At 39.8% G+C, this 18,386-nt stretch carries 23 protein-coding genes and 1 pseudogene; all 24 read left to right on the top strand.

All coding sequences use genetic code 11. From position 1 onward, the window contains the following. Nucleotides 1-152 precede the first annotated feature (152 nt). The 24 genes and pseudogenes from ribD to ETP43_RS15890 all read left to right on the top strand — a co-directional run bounded on the left by ribD (nucleotide 153) and on the right by ETP43_RS15890 (nucleotide 18,248). Entirely contained in the window at nucleotides 153-1,280 is a 1,128-nt protein-coding gene (ribD, locus tag ETP43_RS16015) for a bifunctional diaminohydroxyphosphoribosylaminopyrimidine deaminase/5-amino-6-(5-phosphoribosylamino)uracil reductase RibD (protein ID WP_014081338.1), read from the top strand. Then, nucleotides 1,262-1,915 (top strand): riboflavin synthase, encoded by a 654-nt coding sequence (ribE, locus tag ETP43_RS16010; RefSeq protein ID WP_129259312.1) that lies wholly within the window; start codon nucleotides 1,262-1,264, stop codon nucleotides 1,913-1,915. Before ribD ends, ribE begins: the two co-directional genes overlap by 19 nt. 18 nt (nucleotides 1,916-1,933) lie before the next feature. Next, on the top strand, nucleotides 1,934-3,151 hold the full coding sequence (locus ETP43_RS16005; RefSeq protein ID WP_129259310.1) for a bifunctional 3,4-dihydroxy-2-butanone-4-phosphate synthase/GTP cyclohydrolase II: 1,218 nt from the start codon (nucleotides 1,934-1,936) through the stop codon (nucleotides 3,149-3,151). Nucleotides 3,152-3,180: 29 nt separating this feature from the next. Beyond that, complete coding sequence (gene ribH / locus ETP43_RS16000; RefSeq protein WP_004844980.1) at nucleotides 3,181-3,654, top strand: 6,7-dimethyl-8-ribityllumazine synthase; 474 nt, start codon at nucleotides 3,181-3,183, stop codon at nucleotides 3,652-3,654. 18 nt (nucleotides 3,655-3,672) lie between these two features. Continuing rightward, nucleotides 3,673-4,320 (top strand): HAD family hydrolase, encoded by a 648-nt coding sequence (locus ETP43_RS15995; RefSeq protein ID WP_181951956.1) that lies wholly within the window; start codon nucleotides 3,673-3,675, stop codon nucleotides 4,318-4,320. Nucleotides 4,321-4,714: 394 nt separating this feature from the next. Beyond that, the gene (locus ETP43_RS15985; RefSeq protein ID WP_129259306.1) at nucleotides 4,715-5,098 is read left to right on the top strand and encodes a hypothetical protein; all 384 of its coding nucleotides are present in this window, start codon (nucleotides 4,715-4,717) and stop codon (nucleotides 5,096-5,098) included. A gap of 42 nt (nucleotides 5,099-5,140) precedes the next feature. Further along, complete coding sequence (locus tag ETP43_RS15980; RefSeq protein ID WP_129259304.1) at nucleotides 5,141-5,584, top strand: GNAT family N-acetyltransferase; 444 nt, start codon at nucleotides 5,141-5,143, stop codon at nucleotides 5,582-5,584. Between the two features lie 155 nt (nucleotides 5,585-5,739). After that, nucleotides 5,740-6,066, top strand: coding sequence for an MATE family efflux transporter (locus tag ETP43_RS15975; RefSeq protein ID WP_129259302.1), 327 nt, complete (start codon nucleotides 5,740-5,742; stop codon nucleotides 6,064-6,066). Then, complete coding sequence (locus tag ETP43_RS15970) at nucleotides 6,012-6,803, top strand: alpha/beta hydrolase (RefSeq protein WP_129259300.1); 792 nt, start codon at nucleotides 6,012-6,014, stop codon at nucleotides 6,801-6,803. The genes ETP43_RS15975 and ETP43_RS15970 overlap by 55 nt, the downstream gene beginning before the upstream one ends. Before the next feature lie 283 nt (nucleotides 6,804-7,086). Further along, nucleotides 7,087-7,557, top strand: a complete 471-nt coding sequence (locus tag ETP43_RS15965; protein WP_129259298.1) for an LURP-one-related/scramblase family protein — start codon at nucleotides 7,087-7,089, stop codon at nucleotides 7,555-7,557. 40 nt (nucleotides 7,558-7,597) lie between these two features. After that, nucleotides 7,598-7,816 (top strand): aspartate dehydrogenase, encoded by a 219-nt coding sequence (locus tag ETP43_RS15960; RefSeq protein ID WP_129259296.1) that lies wholly within the window; start codon nucleotides 7,598-7,600, stop codon nucleotides 7,814-7,816. 138 nt (nucleotides 7,817-7,954) lie between these two features. Further along, entirely contained in the window at nucleotides 7,955-8,590 is a 636-nt protein-coding gene (locus ETP43_RS15955; RefSeq protein WP_243114318.1) for a metallophosphoesterase, read from the top strand. A gap of 224 nt (nucleotides 8,591-8,814) precedes the next feature. Beyond that, the gene (gene rhuM, locus ETP43_RS15950) at nucleotides 8,815-9,600 is read left to right on the top strand and encodes a RhuM family protein (RefSeq protein WP_129259294.1); all 786 of its coding nucleotides are present in this window, start codon (nucleotides 8,815-8,817) and stop codon (nucleotides 9,598-9,600) included. A gap of 725 nt (nucleotides 9,601-10,325) precedes the next feature. Then, entirely contained in the window at nucleotides 10,326-11,579 is a 1,254-nt protein-coding gene (locus tag ETP43_RS15945; RefSeq protein ID WP_129259292.1) for an ATP-binding protein, read from the top strand. Nucleotides 11,580-12,078: 499 nt separating this feature from the next. After that, nucleotides 12,079-12,255, top strand: a complete 177-nt coding sequence (locus ETP43_RS15940; RefSeq protein ID WP_129259291.1) for a helix-turn-helix domain-containing protein — start codon at nucleotides 12,079-12,081, stop codon at nucleotides 12,253-12,255. Nucleotides 12,256-12,995: 740 nt separating this feature from the next. After that, nucleotides 12,996-13,424 (top strand): GNAT family N-acetyltransferase, encoded by a 429-nt coding sequence (locus ETP43_RS15930; protein WP_129259289.1) that lies wholly within the window; start codon nucleotides 12,996-12,998, stop codon nucleotides 13,422-13,424. Further along, a pseudogene (locus tag ETP43_RS15925) lies at nucleotides 13,403-13,579 on the top strand (DUF1349 domain-containing protein); the annotation flags it as partial. The gene ETP43_RS15930 and the pseudogene ETP43_RS15925, both read left to right, overlap by 22 nt. Before the next feature lie 88 nt (nucleotides 13,580-13,667). Then, nucleotides 13,668-14,483 carry an alpha/beta fold hydrolase gene (locus ETP43_RS15920; protein WP_129259287.1) on the top strand — a complete coding sequence of 272 codons (816 nt, stop codon included), beginning with the start codon at nucleotides 13,668-13,670 and terminating at the stop codon, nucleotides 14,481-14,483. Nucleotides 14,484-14,530: 47 nt separating this feature from the next. Next, entirely contained in the window at nucleotides 14,531-15,055 is a 525-nt protein-coding gene (locus ETP43_RS15915) for a flavodoxin family protein (RefSeq protein WP_062807680.1), read from the top strand. A 62-nt stretch (nucleotides 15,056-15,117) separates the two neighbouring features. Continuing rightward, on the top strand, nucleotides 15,118-15,720 hold the full coding sequence (locus ETP43_RS15910; RefSeq protein WP_055271744.1) for a Type 1 glutamine amidotransferase-like domain-containing protein: 603 nt from the start codon (nucleotides 15,118-15,120) through the stop codon (nucleotides 15,718-15,720). Between the two features lie 60 nt (nucleotides 15,721-15,780). Beyond that, nucleotides 15,781-16,104, top strand: a complete 324-nt coding sequence (locus ETP43_RS15905; RefSeq protein ID WP_004613237.1) for a hypothetical protein — start codon at nucleotides 15,781-15,783, stop codon at nucleotides 16,102-16,104. Nucleotides 16,105-16,228: 124 nt separating this feature from the next. Continuing rightward, a complete protein-coding gene (locus tag ETP43_RS15900; RefSeq protein WP_004612404.1) occupies nucleotides 16,229-16,666 on the top strand; it encodes a radical SAM mobile pair system MarR family transcriptional regulator in 438 nt (145 codons plus the stop codon). Continuing rightward, nucleotides 16,663-17,352, top strand: a complete 690-nt coding sequence (locus ETP43_RS15895) for a radical SAM mobile pair protein A (RefSeq protein ID WP_129259285.1) — start codon at nucleotides 16,663-16,665, stop codon at nucleotides 17,350-17,352. The genes ETP43_RS15900 and ETP43_RS15895 overlap by 4 nt, the downstream gene beginning before the upstream one ends. Next, entirely contained in the window at nucleotides 17,340-18,248 is a 909-nt protein-coding gene (locus ETP43_RS15890) for a radical SAM mobile pair protein B (protein ID WP_129259283.1), read from the top strand. Before ETP43_RS15895 ends, ETP43_RS15890 begins: the two co-directional genes overlap by 13 nt. Nucleotides 18,249-18,386 lie beyond the last annotated feature (138 nt).

Raw genomic sequence — 18,386 nt, 5'->3', positions numbered from 1 at the left:
ACCCTGCAGATATTTCTGCAGGCTTTTTTTGTATCTGGTACATCGTTTTCGAAATAACTATACCATTCACTTGTCTGTGAATCCGATTGCACATGTTTAAAAGCCTCGGCGTAGCCCAGGCAAAGAACAGGAATAAGAAAGAAGGAATAGAAATGACGGATCAGGAATATATGCTTCGGGCTATTCAACTGGCCAAAAAAGGGGAAGGCTGGACGAATCCCAATCCTATGGTAGGGGCAGTGATCGTAAAAGACGGAAAGATCATCGGGGAAGGCTATCATAAAAAGTATGGAGAACTTCACGCGGAACGTAATGCAATTGCTTCTCTTACAGAATCAGCAGAAGGTGCGGTGATTTATGTCACGTTGGAGCCTTGCTGTCATCATGGTAAAACACCTCCATGTACGGAAGCGATCATTGAACAGAAGATCAGAAAAGTGGTGATCGGTTCCAGAGATCCGAATCCGAAAGTGGCAGGAAAAGGTGTACAGATGTTAAGGGAAGCCGGTGTAACAGTAGTTGAAGATTTTATGAGAGAAGAATGTGATCAGCTGAACCCGGTGTTTTTCCATTATATTACTACGAAGACTCCTTATGTGGTAATGAAGTATGCCATGACACTGGATGGGAAGATCGCAACGAAAACAGGAGCATCAAAATGGATCACCGGAGAATCTGCACGAAAAGAAGTACAGCATATGCGGCATCAGTACATGGGAATCATGGCTGGTATTGGAACTGTGCTTGCAGATGATCCGATGTTAAACGTCCGGGTAGAAGGCTGGAAAAGTCCTGTCAGGATTGTGTGTGACAGTAAGCTCAGGATCCCGCCGGGCAGTCAGATTGTAAAAAGTGCGGAAAAGTACCGGACGATCGTGGCTTATGCAGAACAGAAAAATGCAGAAGAGAAAATAAAAATATTACATACCATGGGAGTTGAAACCATTTACTGTCCCGACGAAAAGAATCAGATAGACCTTAAGAAGCTGATGGCAGATCTTGGAAACAGAGGCATTGACAGCATCCTCCTGGAGGGAGGAGGTACGTTAAATGACAGTGCACTGCGAGCTGGAATTGTAAAGGAAGTACAGGCTTTTGTGGCACCAAAGCTGTTTGGCGGTGTGGCTGGGAAGACACCGGTAGAGGGTATTGGAGTTGAACTGCCGTCTGAAGCAGTGGAACTGAAATATACAGATATCTGCCAGATCGGTGAGGATATCCGGATAAAATGTCAGGTGTGTGATAAAAAACAGGAGGAATCATGTTTACAGGAATCGTAGAAGAGAAAGGAAAAGTCCGTTATATACAGCTGACAGGGGAATCAGGGATCCTGGCAGTGAAAGCCCGGAAAGTCCTGGAAGGGACAAGGATCGGTGACAGTATCGCTGTGAATGGTGTGTGTCTGACAGTTACGTCGATTCAGCCGGACGGATTTACTGCCGATGTGATGGCAGAGACGATCAGAAGAAGCAGTCTTGGCAGCTGCAAGGCCGGAAGCCAGGTAAACCTGGAACGTGCAATGGCTGCAGACGGCAGGTTCGGGGGACACATAGTAAGCGGCCATATTGATGGGACTGGCGTGATACGTTCCATGCTCCGGGAAGAAAATGCCATCTGGGTATCAATTGAGACATCGCCACAGGTTTTGCATCTGATCGTGGAAAAAGGATCCGTCTGTATTGATGGGATCAGCCTGACAGTTGCAAGGGTTGATGAAGCTGGTTTTCAGGTGTCGGTCATTCCACATACAGGAGAAGAAACCACTCTTTTGGAAAAGGTGCCGGGGGATCTGGTTAATCTGGAAAATGATGTGATCGGAAAATACGTAGAAAAACTGCTTGGCATCAGAAAAAACGAAGAAGAGAAAAAAGAATCCGGAATTACGATGGAGTTTCTTGAAGAATTCGGGTTTTAGAACAGGAGGATATACACTATGTCACAAAATTATCAGTACAACACAATTGAAGAAGCACTTAGGGATCTTAAGGAAGGAAAAATAATTCTGGTCACAGATGATCCGGACAGAGAAAATGAGGGAGATCTGATATGTGCGGCAGAGTTTGCGACCAGGGAAAATATTAATTTCATGGCGACCTATGCAAAGGGTCTTATCTGTACACCGATGAGTGCAGAAATTGCGGCGAGATTGAACTTTCCGCCGATGGTTGCGGAGAACACGGACAATCACAGTACAGCATTTACCGTGGCAGTAGATCACGCAGATACAACGACAGGTATCTCTGCGGAAGAGCGCTCCTATACTATCATGAAGTGTGTGGATGATCAGTCAAAACCGGAGGATTTCAGAAGACCGGGACATGTGTTTCCGCTTATTTCCAGAAAAGGCGGGGTTTTGGTACGAAATGGCCATACAGAGGCAACAACAGATCTTATGAGACTTGCCGGACTGAAAGAATGCGGCGTGTGCTGTGAAGTTATGAAAGAAGATGGAACTATGATGCGTACATCACAGCTATGGGAAATGGCAAAAGAGCATAACCTTACATTTATTACGATCCGTGATCTGCAGGATTATATAAGAATACATGAAAAGCATGTAAAGGAGGAATCCGTTGCAAACCTCCCAACGCAGTACGGTGATTTTAAAATGTATGGTTATATCAATGATATTACAGGAGAGCATCATCTGGCACTGGTAAAAGGTGATCTGGGAGATGGTGAGGATGTGCTTTGCCGGGTACATTCGGAGTGTCTGACAGGGGATGCATTCGGATCGCTCAGATGTGACTGTGGCCTGCAGCTGCAGACAGCGATGCGCCAGGTAGAAGCAGAAGGCCGAGGAATCATTCTGTATATGAGACAAGAAGGCCGAGGAATCGGACTGATCAATAAGATCAAAGCATATGCGCTTCAGGAGCAGGGATACGATACTGTGGAGGCTAATGTGAAGTTAGGGTTTGCACCGGATCTCAGAGAGTACTGGGTCGGGGCACAGATACTGTCAGACCTTGGTGTGAAATCATTAAGATTACTGACAAATAATCCGGATAAAGTCTATGGACTTGGCGAATTCGGACTGAAGATCAATGAGAGAGTACCTCTGGAGATTCCGGCACAAAAGTATGACCGGAAGTATATGAAGACGAAGCAGGAAAAGATGGGTCATATTTTTAAAGAAATAAATTTATAAAAAACAGCAAATATCAGGAGGAAGAAAAAATGAGACAGATCAATTTAGTAGAAGGAAAAGTAGTAGCACCGGAGGGAATGAAGGTTGGTATCGTGGCAGCGAGATTCAATGAAATTATTGTGAATAAATTATTGGGAGGGGCAGTCGACGGACTGGTAAGACATGGAGTAGAAGAAGAGAACATTACTGCAGCATGGGTACCGGGAGCATTTGAGATTCCGATTACAGCACAGAAGATGGCACAGTCAGGAAAATATGATGCAATTATCTGCGTTGGAGCTGTCATCCGTGGAGATACTTCACATTATGATCTGGTGTGTAATGAATCTGCCAAGGGAATCGCACAGGTTGAACTTGCAACAGGAATCCCGGTTTTATTCGGAGTGATCACGACTGAAAATATCGAGCAGGCTATTGCGCGTGCAGGAAGCAAAGCGGGAAATAAAGGCTATGATTGTGCATTATCTGCGATTGAGATGGTCAATCTGATGAAGCAGCTCTAAAAGACAGGAAAATAAATGATGACAAAAACGATCATATTCGATTATGATGGAACGATCCATCATACCCTTGGAATCTATGAACCGGCATTTCGTGAAACCTATCAGTGGCTGACAGAACAGAAGGTTACCGAAGAACGGGAGATAGGCTCGGTGGAAATTGCCGGCTGGTTGGGACTTAACAGTAAGGAGATGTGGAATACATTTTTGCCGGAACTGGATCAGAGCTATAAAGAGCAGGCAAGCAGGATGGTAGGAGATCTGATGGTAAGACAGATCAGGGAACATAAGGCAGTGTGGTATCCGGGAGCAGAGGAGATGCTAACAGCTTTGAAGAACCGGGGATATCACCTTGTGATCCTAAGTAACTGTAAAGCTTCATATCGTGAGGCACACTGGAAGGAATTTGGGATGGAACGATGGTTTGACCGTTTTTATGACTGTGAATCATACAGATTCCGTCCAAAGACAGAAATTGTGCAGGAAATCATCCGGGAATATAGTGGCCCTTATCTGGTAGTCGGAGACAGGAGACAGGATCTGGAATGTGCCAGGTCCTGCAAAAGCCCTTTTATAGGATGCCTGTATGGATATGGTGAGAAAGGGGAACTGAATGGGGCTGATTATTATGCAGAACATATAGAGGATATACTGCAGATGGTGATATGATTTTTGCAATATAAAAATCTGAAGGAAAAAAGTTAAAAATAAGTACTTCTCCAGTTGTACAAAGCGCTACTGCACGGGGAACCAGATGGAATGCATCTCCACTTCCTAAAAGAACTGCCATAATTCCAAACATGGTAAACTGTCGGTTTCCTTTGCCTTTGCGGATCATTTATAGATTTTACTGTGGAAGATTTTGCATAAAGTGTTTTCCGTGCTTGTGTGTACCATTATCTGATATCAAAGCAGTACAGGGTGATTCCGGCCATGCACAGGTCAATATGGTTACGGATGCGTACTCTCATATTCCGGATGATGACCAAAGGAAAAATGCAGAGCTTTTTAAAGAAGCATTTTATGAGAAAAAATCAGAAATTTGGCGAAGGAGTGTGAATGGATGAAAAAGAAAATGATTCTATCAATAGCGTTTCTGATCAGTTTATTACCAATGTTATTTAACCAATATGGTGGATTAAAAGGTGTACAGGAAATTACCGGCTTGATAAATCTGCTCAATCCTATTGGAATGGTGTCTGTCATTTTGTTTGTTTTAGGAGTATGGTTTCCCTTTAAGAAGCGAGGTATTAGTAAAGGTTTAGGCGTATTAGGCACGATTGGGATCGTGGTCTCCGAAATATATAAATTCCTCACCTGGCATACATTGACTGTCACCGGTGAAGTCAGTTTACAGAATAGCATTCGATTAGCATTCCCCGAGTTTTACATAGGATTGACCATTTCTTTGGTAATGGTGATTGCTTATTTTGTGATTGACAAGTAAACTTGGCATAAAGATAACTTCCAGTTTGACGGAGTAGTGGATATGATAATTCGAGAAGTAAATGAAAATAAAAAGCAGTTTATATCATTATTGTTATTAGCTGATGAACAGGAAAATATGATTGATCGCTATCTTGAAAAGGGTACTATGTATGTACTTGAAGATGGTAATGTAAAAGCTGAATGTGTCGTTACTGATGAAGATAATGGAATACTTGAAATTAAAAATATCGCAGTTGATCCAAAGAACCAAGGAAATGGCTATGGTAAAGCTCTGATAGACTTCCTTGCAGAAAAATATGCAGAAGAATATTCTATTTTGCAGGTTGGAACAGGTGACAGTCCATTGACAATACCATTTTATGAAAAATGTGGATTTATCCGTTCTCACAAGATTCCCAATTTCTTTATCGATAATTATAATCACCCAATCTATGAGGGCGGTGTACAGTTAATAGATATGGTATATTTGCAAAGATATTTATGAATTTAACATTCCTTTTGCAATAAACAGTTGGAAAACCTATTTAATATGTGGTAATATATAAAGAAAAATAACGCAGAAGATTCCCAATGGGCAGGATGGTATTCCGTGAAAATTCCGGAGTATCATCCTTTTTTGTGTGAAAAGGAGCATAAGAGATGGATATATTAAAAGGAAACATCAAATCAATTTATTTTAAGTATCTGATTGCAGCCTTCGGCGGTACATTGATTCCGTGCATTTATTCTGTTGTGGATGTTGCAATGGTAGGGAAATATCATGGTCCGAGCGGACCAGCGGCACTTGCAGTTTTTGCACCTTTATGGAATATCATTTATGGTTTGGGATTGCTGGCTGGTATTGGTGGATCTGTATTGTTTAGTACAATGCGTGGATCAGATGAAAAGAATGTTCGCAGAAGCAATGAAATATTTACGGCATCTTTATTTTTAGGCATATATATATTCCTGCGAATATTGACATAAATGAAAGTCAGCATCTGATTCTTTATATTCATGGTGGCAGCTTTAACTCAGGTGCAAAAGAGGACGGGGATGTTTGGTGTAAATATTATGCTTCTAAAGGCTATATTACCGCTACTCTTGACTATACGCTGCAAAATCAAGGAAAGAAAGCCGATCTGTTTTTTATGAATAATGAAATAAAGAACTGTGTGGATGCCATTAATCAGAAGTGTCAAGAACTGGGATATCGTGTTACAGGGATGGCTACCTGTGGTGTATCTGCGGGTGGAACATTGGCAATGAATTATGCTTATACCAGTGGGGAATATTCAGCAATACCGGTGAAATTTGTGTTCCAGCTTGCGGGACCTGCCAGCTTTGAACCGGAACATTGGGATATTCTCAAAAAAATAAATGGATTAAGTACAGATATAGAGTTTATAGAAATGATGACAGGAGAGGAAATAAGCGAGGAAATGCTTATTTCCGGTGACTATAAAACATATATTGAGAAAATATCTCCAACATATCTGGTAACAGAGTCCTCAGTTCCTACACTTTTAGGATATGGACTGAAAGATCATCTTGTACCTGGTAATCTGAAATATGGTTTGGTTGATGCTTTGGACAAGAATGAAGTGCCATATGATTATCTTGAATTTCCTCACTCAAATCATGGTATGTATGCAGATTTGGATGTTTTGCAGGATTTTTTGGATTTATCATTAGATTACTGTAATAAGTATTTTAAGGAATAACAGGTAATTAGGAGTATGATTTAAAATCTGTATTGTTAGATAAAAAAGCTGATTAAAAAATCGAAAGCTTCCTGTTTGCAGGGACGACAAGCAGTATATGGTCTTTTTTATATCTTTTGGGGAATAAGTTGTTGATTTATAGCTGGAAATATATGTTTCATCATAATCGGTGAAATAAGATGGGTTAATTCTTCGATTTACATATTTTTTTAGGTGTTCTGGCATGGTATTATGATACTTATAAAGAACCAATTATATCTGTTGGAGAGAGTGGTGAAAAGTTATGAAGTTATTATTTAAACAAAGGCTGTTTTCATGGTTTGACAGCTATGATATCTATGATGAAGCAGGCAACACTGTTTATGTAGTAAAAGGCCAGTTGTCCTGGGGACATAAACTTGTAATTTATGATGCCTATGGAAATGAAGTAGGAATGGTTGTTCAGAAAGTACTTACTTTTCTTCCTAAATTCGAAATTTATAAAAACGGCAGTTATATCGGATGCCTGAGCAAAGAATTCTCATTTCTGACGCCACATTATAATATTGATTACAATGGATGGCATATTGATGGAACCATTATGGAATGGGACTATAGTATTCTTGATCAAAGCGGATATTTAATTGCACGGGTCAATAAAGAACTGTTTCATATGACTGATACATATGTTATTGATGTACAGAATCCAGGAAACGCTTTGGATGCTCTGATGTTTGTATTGGCAATCGATGCAGAAAAATGTTCCAGAAATTAAATAGTTGATCTTGTTACTGTAATTATTCGGAGGATGAAGCATGGGAATATTCAAAAAGAAAATCGTGAAAAAAACATATGACCGAGAACATATGAAACCAGTAATTCGTGCAAGCATTTGTACCGGAGAAGAAGTAGCAGGGTTCAAAGATATACGAACCGGAAAAATCGAAGAAATCATGCTGATCAGATCACCGGAGGACTTAGAAAAATTCAAAGAGATATATGAGATAACAGAGAAAATAACAAAAGAATATTAGACATCTTCTATATTTCCCTACCGGTGGAGGTAAGACAGAAGCATATTTAGGCTTAATTGCGTTTATAATTGCATACAGAAGATTAACGTCAGATACAGATTCTGATTATGAAAAAGATGGTGTGGAGATTTCGGGGGTGTGTGGCACAGAGAGGCAGAAAGTAAAGAGGAAACGATGATATTGGACTGGCTGGATTCCAGACCATTTACTACGCTTTTTGTCTGTGGTAATCATGAGAATTTTGACCGTTTATATCAGTATCCGATCGAGAATTGGCACGGTGGCAAGGTTCATAAAATAAGAGAATCTGTTATCCATCTTATGAGAGGACAGGTATTTAAGATTGCAGAAAAGAAGATATTCAGCTTTGGAGGAGCCAGCAGCCACGATATCCAGGGTGGAGTGTTGGAACCAGATGATCCGGAGTTTGAAAAGAAATATGACACATTAAGCAAAGGGTATTTGCCGTTTCGTATTAATCATTGGAGTTGGTGGAAGCAGGAATTACCATCAAAAGAAGAGATGGAGGAAGGACGACAGAATTTAGAGAAGCATGATAATAAGGTTGACTTTATTGTCACACATAGTTGTGCTTCAAGCACCCAGGCCTTACTTGGAAATGGTTTTTATTCAAAAGACTATCTGAACGATTATTTGGAGGAAATACGTCAGAAGTGTACGTTCAAAAAGTGGTTTTTTGGTCATTACCATGATAATCGAAATGTAAATGCAGAGGAGATTTTGCTTTGGGAGCAGATTATAAGGATTGCGTAGAAAGAAAGCACATGGACGGAAAACAGGAATACTTACATGAGATACAGAAGAGTTTTTTTACCGGCTGGGATAAAGGATGGACTGAATCTGAAAAGTACAGTAAAATCAGTGATAGATACATTATCATAAAACATTTTTATTTGTTAATGACAGTTGAACTATATGAACAGTGTAGGTGGATAAATACATATTGTACATTGTACAGAAGGTAATAGGTGAAGAATATGGGAAATGATATTGTCTTATTTATGGATGGAAATATGCAATTAGAAGTACCAGTATCTCGAGATGGAGAATCGGTATGGCTGTCTGCGAATCAAATGGCAGTTTTGTTTGATAAGGATGAAACTAATATTAGAAAGCATATAAATAATGTTTTCAGATCTTCAGAAGTTGATAAAAATAACAACACGCAAAAAATGCGTGTTGATGGAGTAAAACAGCCGGTTGCATTTTATTCTTTAGATGTGATTCTGGCAGTTGGATACAGAGTCAATTCACAAAGAGGTATAGCTTTCAGAAAATGGGCAAATAATGTTCTTAAACAGTTTATTTTGAAAGGTTATGCAATCAATGAAAAGCGTCTTCAGGCTCTTAAGAAAACAGTTGATATTCAGTCAAGGATGCTTGCAGATGCACTTGATATAGAGGAAAAAGATGTGCTAAGAGCAGTAAATGAATACACAGATGCATTGATTCTTCTGGATCAATATGACCACCAGGCATTAAGTAAGCCAGAGGGAAGTACTCCGGTATACCGCATTACTTATGAAGAGTGTGTTCAGATGGTTGGTCAGATGAAGGATTCTTTTGAAACAGATGTATTTGGTGTAGAAAAAGAGGCTGGTAAAACTGATAATGAATCTATTGAAATTATAGTGGCATTGCATCGTTTTTATATTACAACAGTATATGATGAGATGAACCAACCTTGTGCCCACTGGGCACGAAGTTGGCACAGTCACTACGGTGTCAGGAGAAATCCTGGCATCTTTTTTTACTTACTGTGAAACATTAACTTCTGGGTAACTAAAAAAGCGCAGACTCTCCCTATACAAACTTTAATAGACTTTTTTCACTTAACCGGAAACTTTATGCGGCAACTACAGGGGCTTCCCATCCAAGAATTTTTAACTTTTTGAGATACGCATTGATCTTGCGTTCCTTATTGAACTGATTATAGTAATCCGCTCCCAGATCCTTGAAGTGCAGTTTACGGTGCTCAGCGGTCGTTGTTCCGTTTTAGAATGGCCGCTTTCCGAAATATAACGGTCGGCAATCCATTCCGCATCCTTTGTATCCGTCTTCCGGCCAGGTACTGCTATACACCTAAAATTACGGCAAGCAACTGAAAAACCAGTCATTCCTCATTTTGTGCAGAAAATGCATAGATTATTATTCTGTTTGAAATACCAGGGAAAGGTGTTGCGGGAGGAAAGGAAGGACAAAAAGGTCATCGTTTCACGATTATGGTAAAACGATGATCTTTTTTATTTCTTCCAGTAACAGATTAGCAACAGGAGTGAATCTCCTTTTTGTTGTTTACCTATAATAACGATTGGAGTAGTCGCTTATAGACACTGCAATCAAAAAAATCTGAAAATATATTTATCAACATCACATAAAAGTGTGTAGATGCACATAAAATGGGAATACACATTGAAATTCAGGTCGTTCTGTGATAGAATCTCATTACTAAAAAATGTGCAGATGCACGGAAATAGGGAGTGCAATGATGGAGATTAAAAGAGATGCTTACCTACAGCAGCTTACCCTGCGAAAAGATAATGGAATGATAAAGGTGATTACCGGCATTCGTAGATGTGGCAAATCCTTTTTGCTGTTTACCATCTTTAAGAGATACTTACTGGAGAACGGCGTTGATGTTGATCATATTATTGAAATTGCATTGGATGGTATTGAGAACGAGGAATTAAGAGATCCCAAGGTATGCTTCAAGTACATCAAGGATGCCATGAAAGACGACGGGAAGTATTATCTCCTTTTGGATGAAGTGCAGTTCATGCCACGATTTGAGAAAGTGCTGAACAGCCTGCTCCGCATGAGCAATATTGATGTGTATGTCACCGGAAGTAATTCCAAGTTCCTGTCCAGCGACATTGTGACCGAGTTCCGTGGCAGAGGTGATGAGATTAGAATCTATCCGCTCTCCTTTGCAGAGTTTTATTCTGTCTATGACGGCGATTATGATGATGCCTGGGATGACTACATGATCTACGGAGGATTGCCGCAGATCGTAAGTTTTCAGAGCGAACGACAGAAAGCGGACTATCTGAAGAACATCTTTGCAAATGTCTATCTGAAGGATGTTATTGAAAGAAATAAGATTCAGAACGTGGATGAGATTGGGATTCTGGTTGATGTGCTTGCATCTGCAATCGGCGCACCGACCAACCCTTCAAAGATTGCCAATACCTTTGCCAGTGAGCGCCAGATGACTTATGCTAATAAAACCATCTCCAAGCATATCGACCATTTGACAGATGCCTTTTTGATTTCCAAGGCAAGCCGATACGATATTAAGGGCAGAAAGTATATCGGTGCAAATCTGAAATACTACTTTACTGATCTGGGACTGAGAAATGCACGTCTGAATTTCAGACAGCAGGAGCCTACTCATATCATGGAGAACATTGTTTATAACGAGCTGCTGATCCGTGGCTACAATGTTGATGTGGGTGTCGTGGATATTTTCGATAAGGATAAAGAGGGCAAACGTGTTCGCAAGCAGTTGGAGGTTGACTTTGTGGTGAATCAAGGAAACCAGAGATACTATATCCAGGTTGCATATGACATGACTTCGGAAGAAAAACAGACGCAGGAGTTCAATTCTCTGCGTAATATCCCGGACTCTTTCAAGAAGATCGTCATTGTAAATGGCAGCAAAAAGCCTTGGAGAAATGATGAAGGTTTTGTTATCATGGGAATGAAGTATTTCTTGCTAAATGCGAATAGTCTGGAATTTTAAGTCGATTTGAGTTGTTGCTGTGGTGTTGTTCTATTGCAAAAAAGAGTGAAATGATATAAATAAGGCCACGGCTGATTTCGTGTTAGAACTGGAACAGCCGTGGCTCAGTTTATTTTTTTATCCGTACAAACGAGACTGTTCCGCAGATTATGTAGAACAGACAGAGTACGATTCCGATAGTGGGAACATACGAGAATAAAGATGAACTTAAGAACGAGATAAACAAAAGTTTGTTGAATTAAAATGAAATAAAGTTCCAGTAATCATAGAGTGTATGGATTCAATTCCATATGCTCTTTTTCTTTACTTAATTTCATGAAAAATGTAAAAATCTAATGTTACGAGTTTCTTACGAGTTGCATTAAAAAAATTCGCAAGAAAACTCGTAAGAAAAAAAGTAAAAAAATTTGCTTTTGACCACTGTAAAACATGCTCTGAGCGTTTCATTATATGAAGGGATAATTTTTCTTTCATATTTCAAAGAAAAGAGGATAAAGAAATGTCAGAAAAAAGATGTTATACAGTTCAAGAGTTACAGGAAATCTTAGGAGTCAGCAGACCTACTATTTATAACCTTTTAAAGAAAAAGGAATTCCGGTGGATCCAGTTGGATGGCGGAAAGTATCACATCTCTAAGAAGAGTTTCGATGACTGGCTCGATAACTTGGAACAATAAAAAACAGGGTGTTGATCAGGCAGATTGTTACTGTTCAAGTCCAGCTAACCCTTGAACAGTAACAAAATATAAAATTTGCCAGTCAAAAACGCATGGACAAACCGTCTCGTATGCGTTATATTATTTATAGACAAGAAAATATCTTGTGCTTTCGATAGGAAGTTTAATTGAATACTGTTTACCATGATCGAACGTACGAAGCATGGTGGTCATATAACAGATGTCGATGGTAATATCAAGGCATTCCCCAATTATTAGCTGGAGCAAACAATCAGCTAACTTTCAGAGCTTTACAGAGCTTGACAGAGGGGGTATTCAGAATAACTCAAATTGAATTGGAAACAGTTTTTAATAGTGTCCCATATGGGTTTACCTTACCTCAGATTGACAGAGAGTGACAATAGGTTGGAGCTCTCCTAAGCGAGGGGTCGGAGGTTCAAATCCTCTTGGCGACGGGCTTCAAAGCGTTCGAAAATGTTAGCTGGATTAGCTGACAACGAACGCTTTTGTTATTTTCTAAACACGTTCGTGACACAAAATTCCATTCAAAAGGATCAATTTCCAGCTAACATTTTAGTTTTGCTCTGTATTTGTACCACTCTATATAACGAAACGCTCAGATGCTGTTTTGCAGTAGGGAAAAAGAAAAAATATCAAAAAATTGATGATTAATGGTGAGCTTGTGATAGAATGGATAAAAGAGAAAAGCATAAAGGATGTAGTTGTGGAGAATATTTGTTATGATTAGAAAGTTGCTGAACGGAGATATCGATAGAGTCGCTGACATATGGTTAAAGACAAATCTGAAAGCACATTATTTTATTTCCAATCAATACTGGAAAAGTAATTATGAATTAGTGAAAGAAATGATGTCACAATCCGAAGTCTATGTGTATGAAGATGATAAAATGATTCAAGGATTTGTAGGACTAAATGCTGAATATATCGAAGGTATTTTTGTCTCCGATGAAATGCAGTCATGTGGCATAGGTAAGCTTTTATTAGATTATGTTAAGGATAAAAAAGTTAGCTTACGATTAAATGTATACCAGAAGAATGCCAGAGCAATTTCTTTTTACCAAAGAGAAGGGTTCATTATTCAATGTGAAGGTTTGGATGAAGCTACTGGTGAAAAAGAGTACACTATGGCATACGGTTTAAGCAAATGAGGATTTGTCATATGTGGGCTGGTGCAGGAAAAATCAAATTTGGAATTTATGCATGCAGTCCGGAAGATTCATCGTTTAAAGCGGTATTTACAGATATGAAATTGACGGAGTGTCAATGGAAAGCCCACGACGATCAAAAACCGGATGAGATGTAGCAGAATGTATTTGATATAAAAAACCAATATTAGTTAAAGTTTTTCAGTTTGTGTAACCGAGAAAATGAAAATTGCGGAGGTGGATTTGTTGAAGGAAAGTACATATCAAACTCCTTGCGGAATAATTCACTATTGGTCAAGTATTCTGAGTTTGGATACAACGACGCTTGTATTTCTTCCGGGGCTGACTGCTGACCATAGACTGTTTGATAAACAGGTTGCGTACTTCGATGGAAAATATAATATTATTGTATGGGATGCACCGGCTCATGCCTTTTCCTGGCCGTTCCGGTTTGATTTTGACTTGTTTGATAAGGCAAAATGGTTGAATGGGATTCTTGAAAAAGAAGAAATCATAAAACCAATTATAATCGGTCAATCAATGGGAGGATATGTAGGCCAGGCTTATGCACAATTGTATCCTGACCGGTTGGCAGGTTTTATTTCCATTGATTCAGCACCGCTCCAGAGAAACTATGTGACAGCAGTGGAGATCTGGCTTCTGAAAAGAATGGAACCAGTATATGCACATTACCCATGGAAGTTGCTTTTGAAATCCGGAACAAAGGGAGTTGCAACTTCTAATTATGGCAGAAACCTGATGAAGGAAATGATGCTGGTCTATGATGGTGATCAGCATCGTTATGCACAAATTGCCGGGCATGGATTTCGTATTCTGGCAGAGGCAATGGAAAAGGATCTGCCTTATGAAATCAAATGTCCTTCCCTGTTGATATGTGGTATAAAGGATCATGCCGGTTCATGCATAAGGTATAACAGAGAATGGCATCGAAAAACGAAAATTCCTTTAAAGTGGATTGAAGGGGCCGGTCATAATTCTAATACAGATAAACCGGAGATGATCAATAGTTTACTAGAAGAGTTCTTCTCGAATATTTTATGACAGGCAACCTAAAGTTATTTGAATTGAAAAAGTTGGAGGATACACGCATGAAAATTGTAATCATTAATGGAAGTGCCAGAAAAGGAAACACGCTGACAGCAATCAATGCATTTATAAAAGGAGCGTCAGAAAAGAATGAAATTGAAATCATTGAACCAGACAAACTCAACATTGCACCATGCAGGGGATGTGGTGTCTGTCAATGCTCTAAGGGATGCGTCGATAAGGATGATACAAATCCTACAATTGATAAAATTGCTGCCGCAGATATGATTCTTTTTGCTACGCCAGTTTATTGGTGGGGAATGTCAGCACAATTGAAATTAGTCATTGATAAGTGCTACTGCCGTGGATTACAGTTAAAAAATAAAAAAGTGGGCACGATTGTTGTAGGTGGTTCTCCCGTAGACAGTATCCAGTATGAGCTGATTGATAAGCAGTTTGACTGTATGGCAAAATATCTTTCATGGGACATGCTTTTCAATAAATCATATTATGCAACAGCCAGAGATGAACTTGAAAAAAATAAGAATTCCATGAACGAACTTGAGGGAATCGGAAAAAATTTATAAAGCACACTCCAAATTCAAGTTTGGAAAATTAAGAAAATCGGAATTTATAAAGGAGAATATTGATGAAACTATTTTTATGTTCGCACTTTTCAAGTGTGGGAAGTCTGATAAAGGAAGAAATTGAAAATAAGAAAGTCGCATTTATTCCAACAGCTTCACTGCGTGAAGGCTACACCGGTTATGTCGGCTCGGCTCGAAAATTATTCAAAAAGTTGGGAGCAATCGTAACTGAAATTGATATTTCAACGGAGGCTTATTCAACGATACAGTCTGTTTTTGAAGAAGCAGATGTGATATATTTTACCGGCGGAAATTCTTTCTTTCTTATGGACCAGCTCCGTAAAACGGGAACTGATGGGCTACTGAAAAAGGAATTGGCAAATGGAAAATTGATGATCGGCGAGTCGGCAGGCGCAATTATATGCGCTCCAAGCATCCAATATATCGAGCAAATGGATGAAAAGCCAGAGGACTACTCACAAGAAGATGATGCAGGGCTTGATTTGATTGATTTCTATGTTCTTCCGCATTATCTTACAGCACCATTTAAGAAAGTTACCGAGAAAATAATGACTGAGTTTTCGGATTTGAATCTATGCCCGATTAACAACCGTCAGGGAATTGTAATTGATGGTGAAGGTTCAAAGGTTATTTGCAAAGACTAATTTGAAAATTCTAATTTATCAGAAAATGAGGAATAGTTGAAATGGAGGCGCTATAATAACATGAAGATTGAAGGGAACCAGAAAGAACTGGATGCAATGGTAGAATTTCATAAGGGAAACCGTGTCGAGGGACTGAGACTGCAAGAAGAATTTGCAGCGGAATTTCGTAAGGAGTATAAAGACAAAGATCACTGTCCTTGCCTGAAAGCCTGTCGTTATCACGGAAACTGTAAGGAATGTGTAGCAATCCACAGAGCGCATCAGGAACATGTTCCTAATTGTATGCGACCATTGATTAATAAAAAATTGAAATTGATGTCAGAATTAACAGAGCATACCTTGGCAAATGAAATAGAAGCTCCACATGAGATTTTAAGAAAATAGGCAAGTCAAATTCCAGTTTGGAGAATTGAAAAAAACGGAATTTACCTATTAGGACATATAAACTGTTGACAATAAAGCTCCTATATAGTATGTTTTTGGTAAACTACTATATAGGAGCTTTTGTATGGAAATGAATGGAGGATTTCTTGTCACCAAAATAAAACAGCTTGGAGACCGGATTTTCGAGAAGATTCTCAGTGAAAAGAATATTGATGCGTTTAATGGAGCCCAGGGGCGTATTCTTTATGTGCTGTGGCAGGAGGATGGTATCTCAATCAGGTCACTCTCGACTAAATGCGGATTAGCGATAACATCTCTTACTACGATGCTGGAAAGAATGGAAAATCAAGGGCTGATAAGCCGTGTTCAGTCTGAAACGGACAAAAGAAAAACACTCCTGTTTCTGACTGAGAAAGCACATGCCTTAAAGGGTGAGTACGATTCTGTATCTGATGAGATGGGCAGTATTTACTACAAAGATTTTTCAGAGGAAGAAATTACCTGGTTTGAGGAATGCCTCGACCGCATCAGAAAGAATCTTGAGGAGTGGCAGAAGTCATGAGTATTTGTATCAAAGATCAGATTCAGAACATGAATATCGTCATTGGCTGCACAGTGGGGTGTGCATATTGCTATGCCCGCAACAACGTGAAACGCTGGCATATGATTGATGACTTCGCTGCCCCTGAATTCTTTCCGGGTAAGCTTAAGATGATGGAAAAGAAACGTCCGCAGAACTTTCTTCTTACCGGCATGAGCGATCTCTCCGGATGGAAGCCGGAATGGAGAGACGAGGTATTTGTAAAGATCCGTGAAAATCCGCAGCATCAGTTCCTGTTCCTTACCAAGCGACCTGATTCGCTGGATATTGATACCGATCTGGAAAACGCATGGTTTGGCGTTACGGTGACGAGGAAAGCAGAACTGTGGCGTATCGACGCCCTTCGGAAAAACGTCAGAGCAAAACATTACCATGTTACCTTTGAGCCGTTATTTGATGATCCCGGCACAGTTGACCTTTCCGGAATCAATTGGATCGTTGTCGGCACCATGACCGGAGCTCAGAGCAGGAAGATTCATACGGAGCCGGAATGGGCATGGTCTCTGACGGATCAGGCACATAAGCTCGGCATTCCGGTGTTTATGAAGGAAGACCTTGTCCCTATCATAGGGGATGAAAATATGATTCAGGAAATGCCGGAAGAATTTAATAAAGTGTTAGAGGTACAGAAATCATGGAAGAAGTAATGAATGGAATCCTCATTCGTGAGGTGGAAACAAAGAACATCATGACTAAGTCTAGTCTGCCGGTAGGCGGTTACTCGGTCAATCCCTATGTGGGCTGTACACATGCCTGCAAGTATTGCTATGCTTCTTTTATGAAGCGCTTTACCGGGCACAAGGAGGAATGGGGCACTTTCCTTGATGTGAAGCATTGGCCGGAAATTAAAAATCCGAAGAAATATGCCGGACAGCGGGTGATCATCGGTTCTGTGACAGATGGCTACAATCCACAGGAGGAGCAATTCGGGAATACCAGAAAACTTCTGGAGCAGCTGATCGGCAGTGACGCAGATATTCTGATCTGTACAAAGTCGGATCTTGTGGTACGGGATATTGATCTGTTGAAGAAGCTTGGACGTGTAACCGTTTCATGGTCGATCAACACACTAGATGAAAATTTCAAGAACGATATGGATTCTGCTTCGAGCATTGAGCACCGTATCGCTGCTATGAAGCAGGTATATGAGGCAGGTATCCGTACAGTCTGTTTCGTATCCCCGGTATTCCCCGGTATCACGGATTTTGAAGCAATCTTTGAGCGGGTAAAGGATCAGTGCGATCTGTTCTGGCTCGAAAATCTCAATCTTCGAGGCGGTTTCAAAAAGACAATTATGGATTATGTCGCCGGAAAATATCCTGATCTTGTACCACTTTACGACGAGATCTATAACAAGCATAACCGCAGCTACTTTGAAGCACTTGAAGTAAAAGCTGAGGAAATGGCTAAGAAGTATGATTGTCCCTTTGTGGATAATGAAATGCCTTATGGCAGAGTCCCGCAGGGACATCCGGTGATCGTAGATTATTTCTATCATGAGGAAATCCGAGGGACAGAGAATACAGGAAAAAGAAATCGTTAATCTAAACGAAAATTAAACTGATGATGGTGGAGAGATTTATTTATCGCCATTTGAAATCGAGAAGTTCTTGTTTGAAAAATAGAGGAATTGTAAAATTGAAGAAAAAAGAAATGCACAGTTCTTAGCTTATCTGGAACT

It is taken from the genome of Blautia faecicola (genome assembly GCF_004123145.1).
Lineage (GTDB): Bacteria > Bacillota > Clostridia > Lachnospirales > Lachnospiraceae > Oliverpabstia > Oliverpabstia faecicola.
Note: the sequence above shows the minus strand (reverse complement) of the source record. Positions and strands in the feature narration are given on the sequence as shown.

Bases quoted from the DNA above. Each gene is read 5' to 3' on its own strand.
- ribD (WP_014081338.1), top strand. From the start codon at position 153: ATGACGGATCAGGAATATATGCTTCGGGCTATTCAACTGGCCAAAAAA.
- ribE (WP_129259312.1), top strand. From the start codon at position 1,262: ATGTTTACAGGAATCGTAGAAGAGAAAGGAAAAGTCCGTTATATACAG.
- ETP43_RS16005 (WP_129259310.1), top strand. From the start codon at position 1,934: ATGTCACAAAATTATCAGTACAACACAATTGAAGAAGCACTTAGGGAT.
- ribH (WP_004844980.1), top strand. From the start codon at position 3,181: ATGAGACAGATCAATTTAGTAGAAGGAAAAGTAGTAGCACCGGAGGGA.
- ETP43_RS15995 (WP_181951956.1), top strand. From the start codon at position 3,673: ATGACAAAAACGATCATATTCGATTATGATGGAACGATCCATCATACC.
- ETP43_RS15985 (WP_129259306.1), top strand. From the start codon at position 4,715: ATGAAAAAGAAAATGATTCTATCAATAGCGTTTCTGATCAGTTTATTA.
- ETP43_RS15980 (WP_129259304.1), top strand. From the start codon at position 5,141: ATGATAATTCGAGAAGTAAATGAAAATAAAAAGCAGTTTATATCATTA.
- ETP43_RS15975 (WP_129259302.1), top strand. From the start codon at position 5,740: ATGGATATATTAAAAGGAAACATCAAATCAATTTATTTTAAGTATCTG.
- ETP43_RS15965 (WP_129259298.1), top strand. From the start codon at position 7,087: ATGAAGTTATTATTTAAACAAAGGCTGTTTTCATGGTTTGACAGCTAT.
- ETP43_RS15960 (WP_129259296.1), top strand. From the start codon at position 7,598: ATGGGAATATTCAAAAAGAAAATCGTGAAAAAAACATATGACCGAGAA.
- rhuM (WP_129259294.1), top strand. From the start codon at position 8,815: ATGGGAAATGATATTGTCTTATTTATGGATGGAAATATGCAATTAGAA.
- ETP43_RS15945 (WP_129259292.1), top strand. From the start codon at position 10,326: ATGGAGATTAAAAGAGATGCTTACCTACAGCAGCTTACCCTGCGAAAA.
- ETP43_RS15940 (WP_129259291.1), top strand. From the start codon at position 12,079: ATGTCAGAAAAAAGATGTTATACAGTTCAAGAGTTACAGGAAATCTTA.
- ETP43_RS15930 (WP_129259289.1), top strand. From the start codon at position 12,996: ATGATTAGAAAGTTGCTGAACGGAGATATCGATAGAGTCGCTGACATA.
- ETP43_RS15915 (WP_062807680.1), top strand. From the start codon at position 14,531: ATGAAAATTGTAATCATTAATGGAAGTGCCAGAAAAGGAAACACGCTG.
- ETP43_RS15910 (WP_055271744.1), top strand. From the start codon at position 15,118: ATGAAACTATTTTTATGTTCGCACTTTTCAAGTGTGGGAAGTCTGATA.
- ETP43_RS15905 (WP_004613237.1), top strand. From the start codon at position 15,781: ATGAAGATTGAAGGGAACCAGAAAGAACTGGATGCAATGGTAGAATTT.
- ETP43_RS15900 (WP_004612404.1), top strand. From the start codon at position 16,229: ATGGAAATGAATGGAGGATTTCTTGTCACCAAAATAAAACAGCTTGGA.
- ETP43_RS15895 (WP_129259285.1), top strand. From the start codon at position 16,663: ATGAGTATTTGTATCAAAGATCAGATTCAGAACATGAATATCGTCATT.
- ETP43_RS15890 (WP_129259283.1), top strand. From the start codon at position 17,340: ATGGAAGAAGTAATGAATGGAATCCTCATTCGTGAGGTGGAAACAAAG.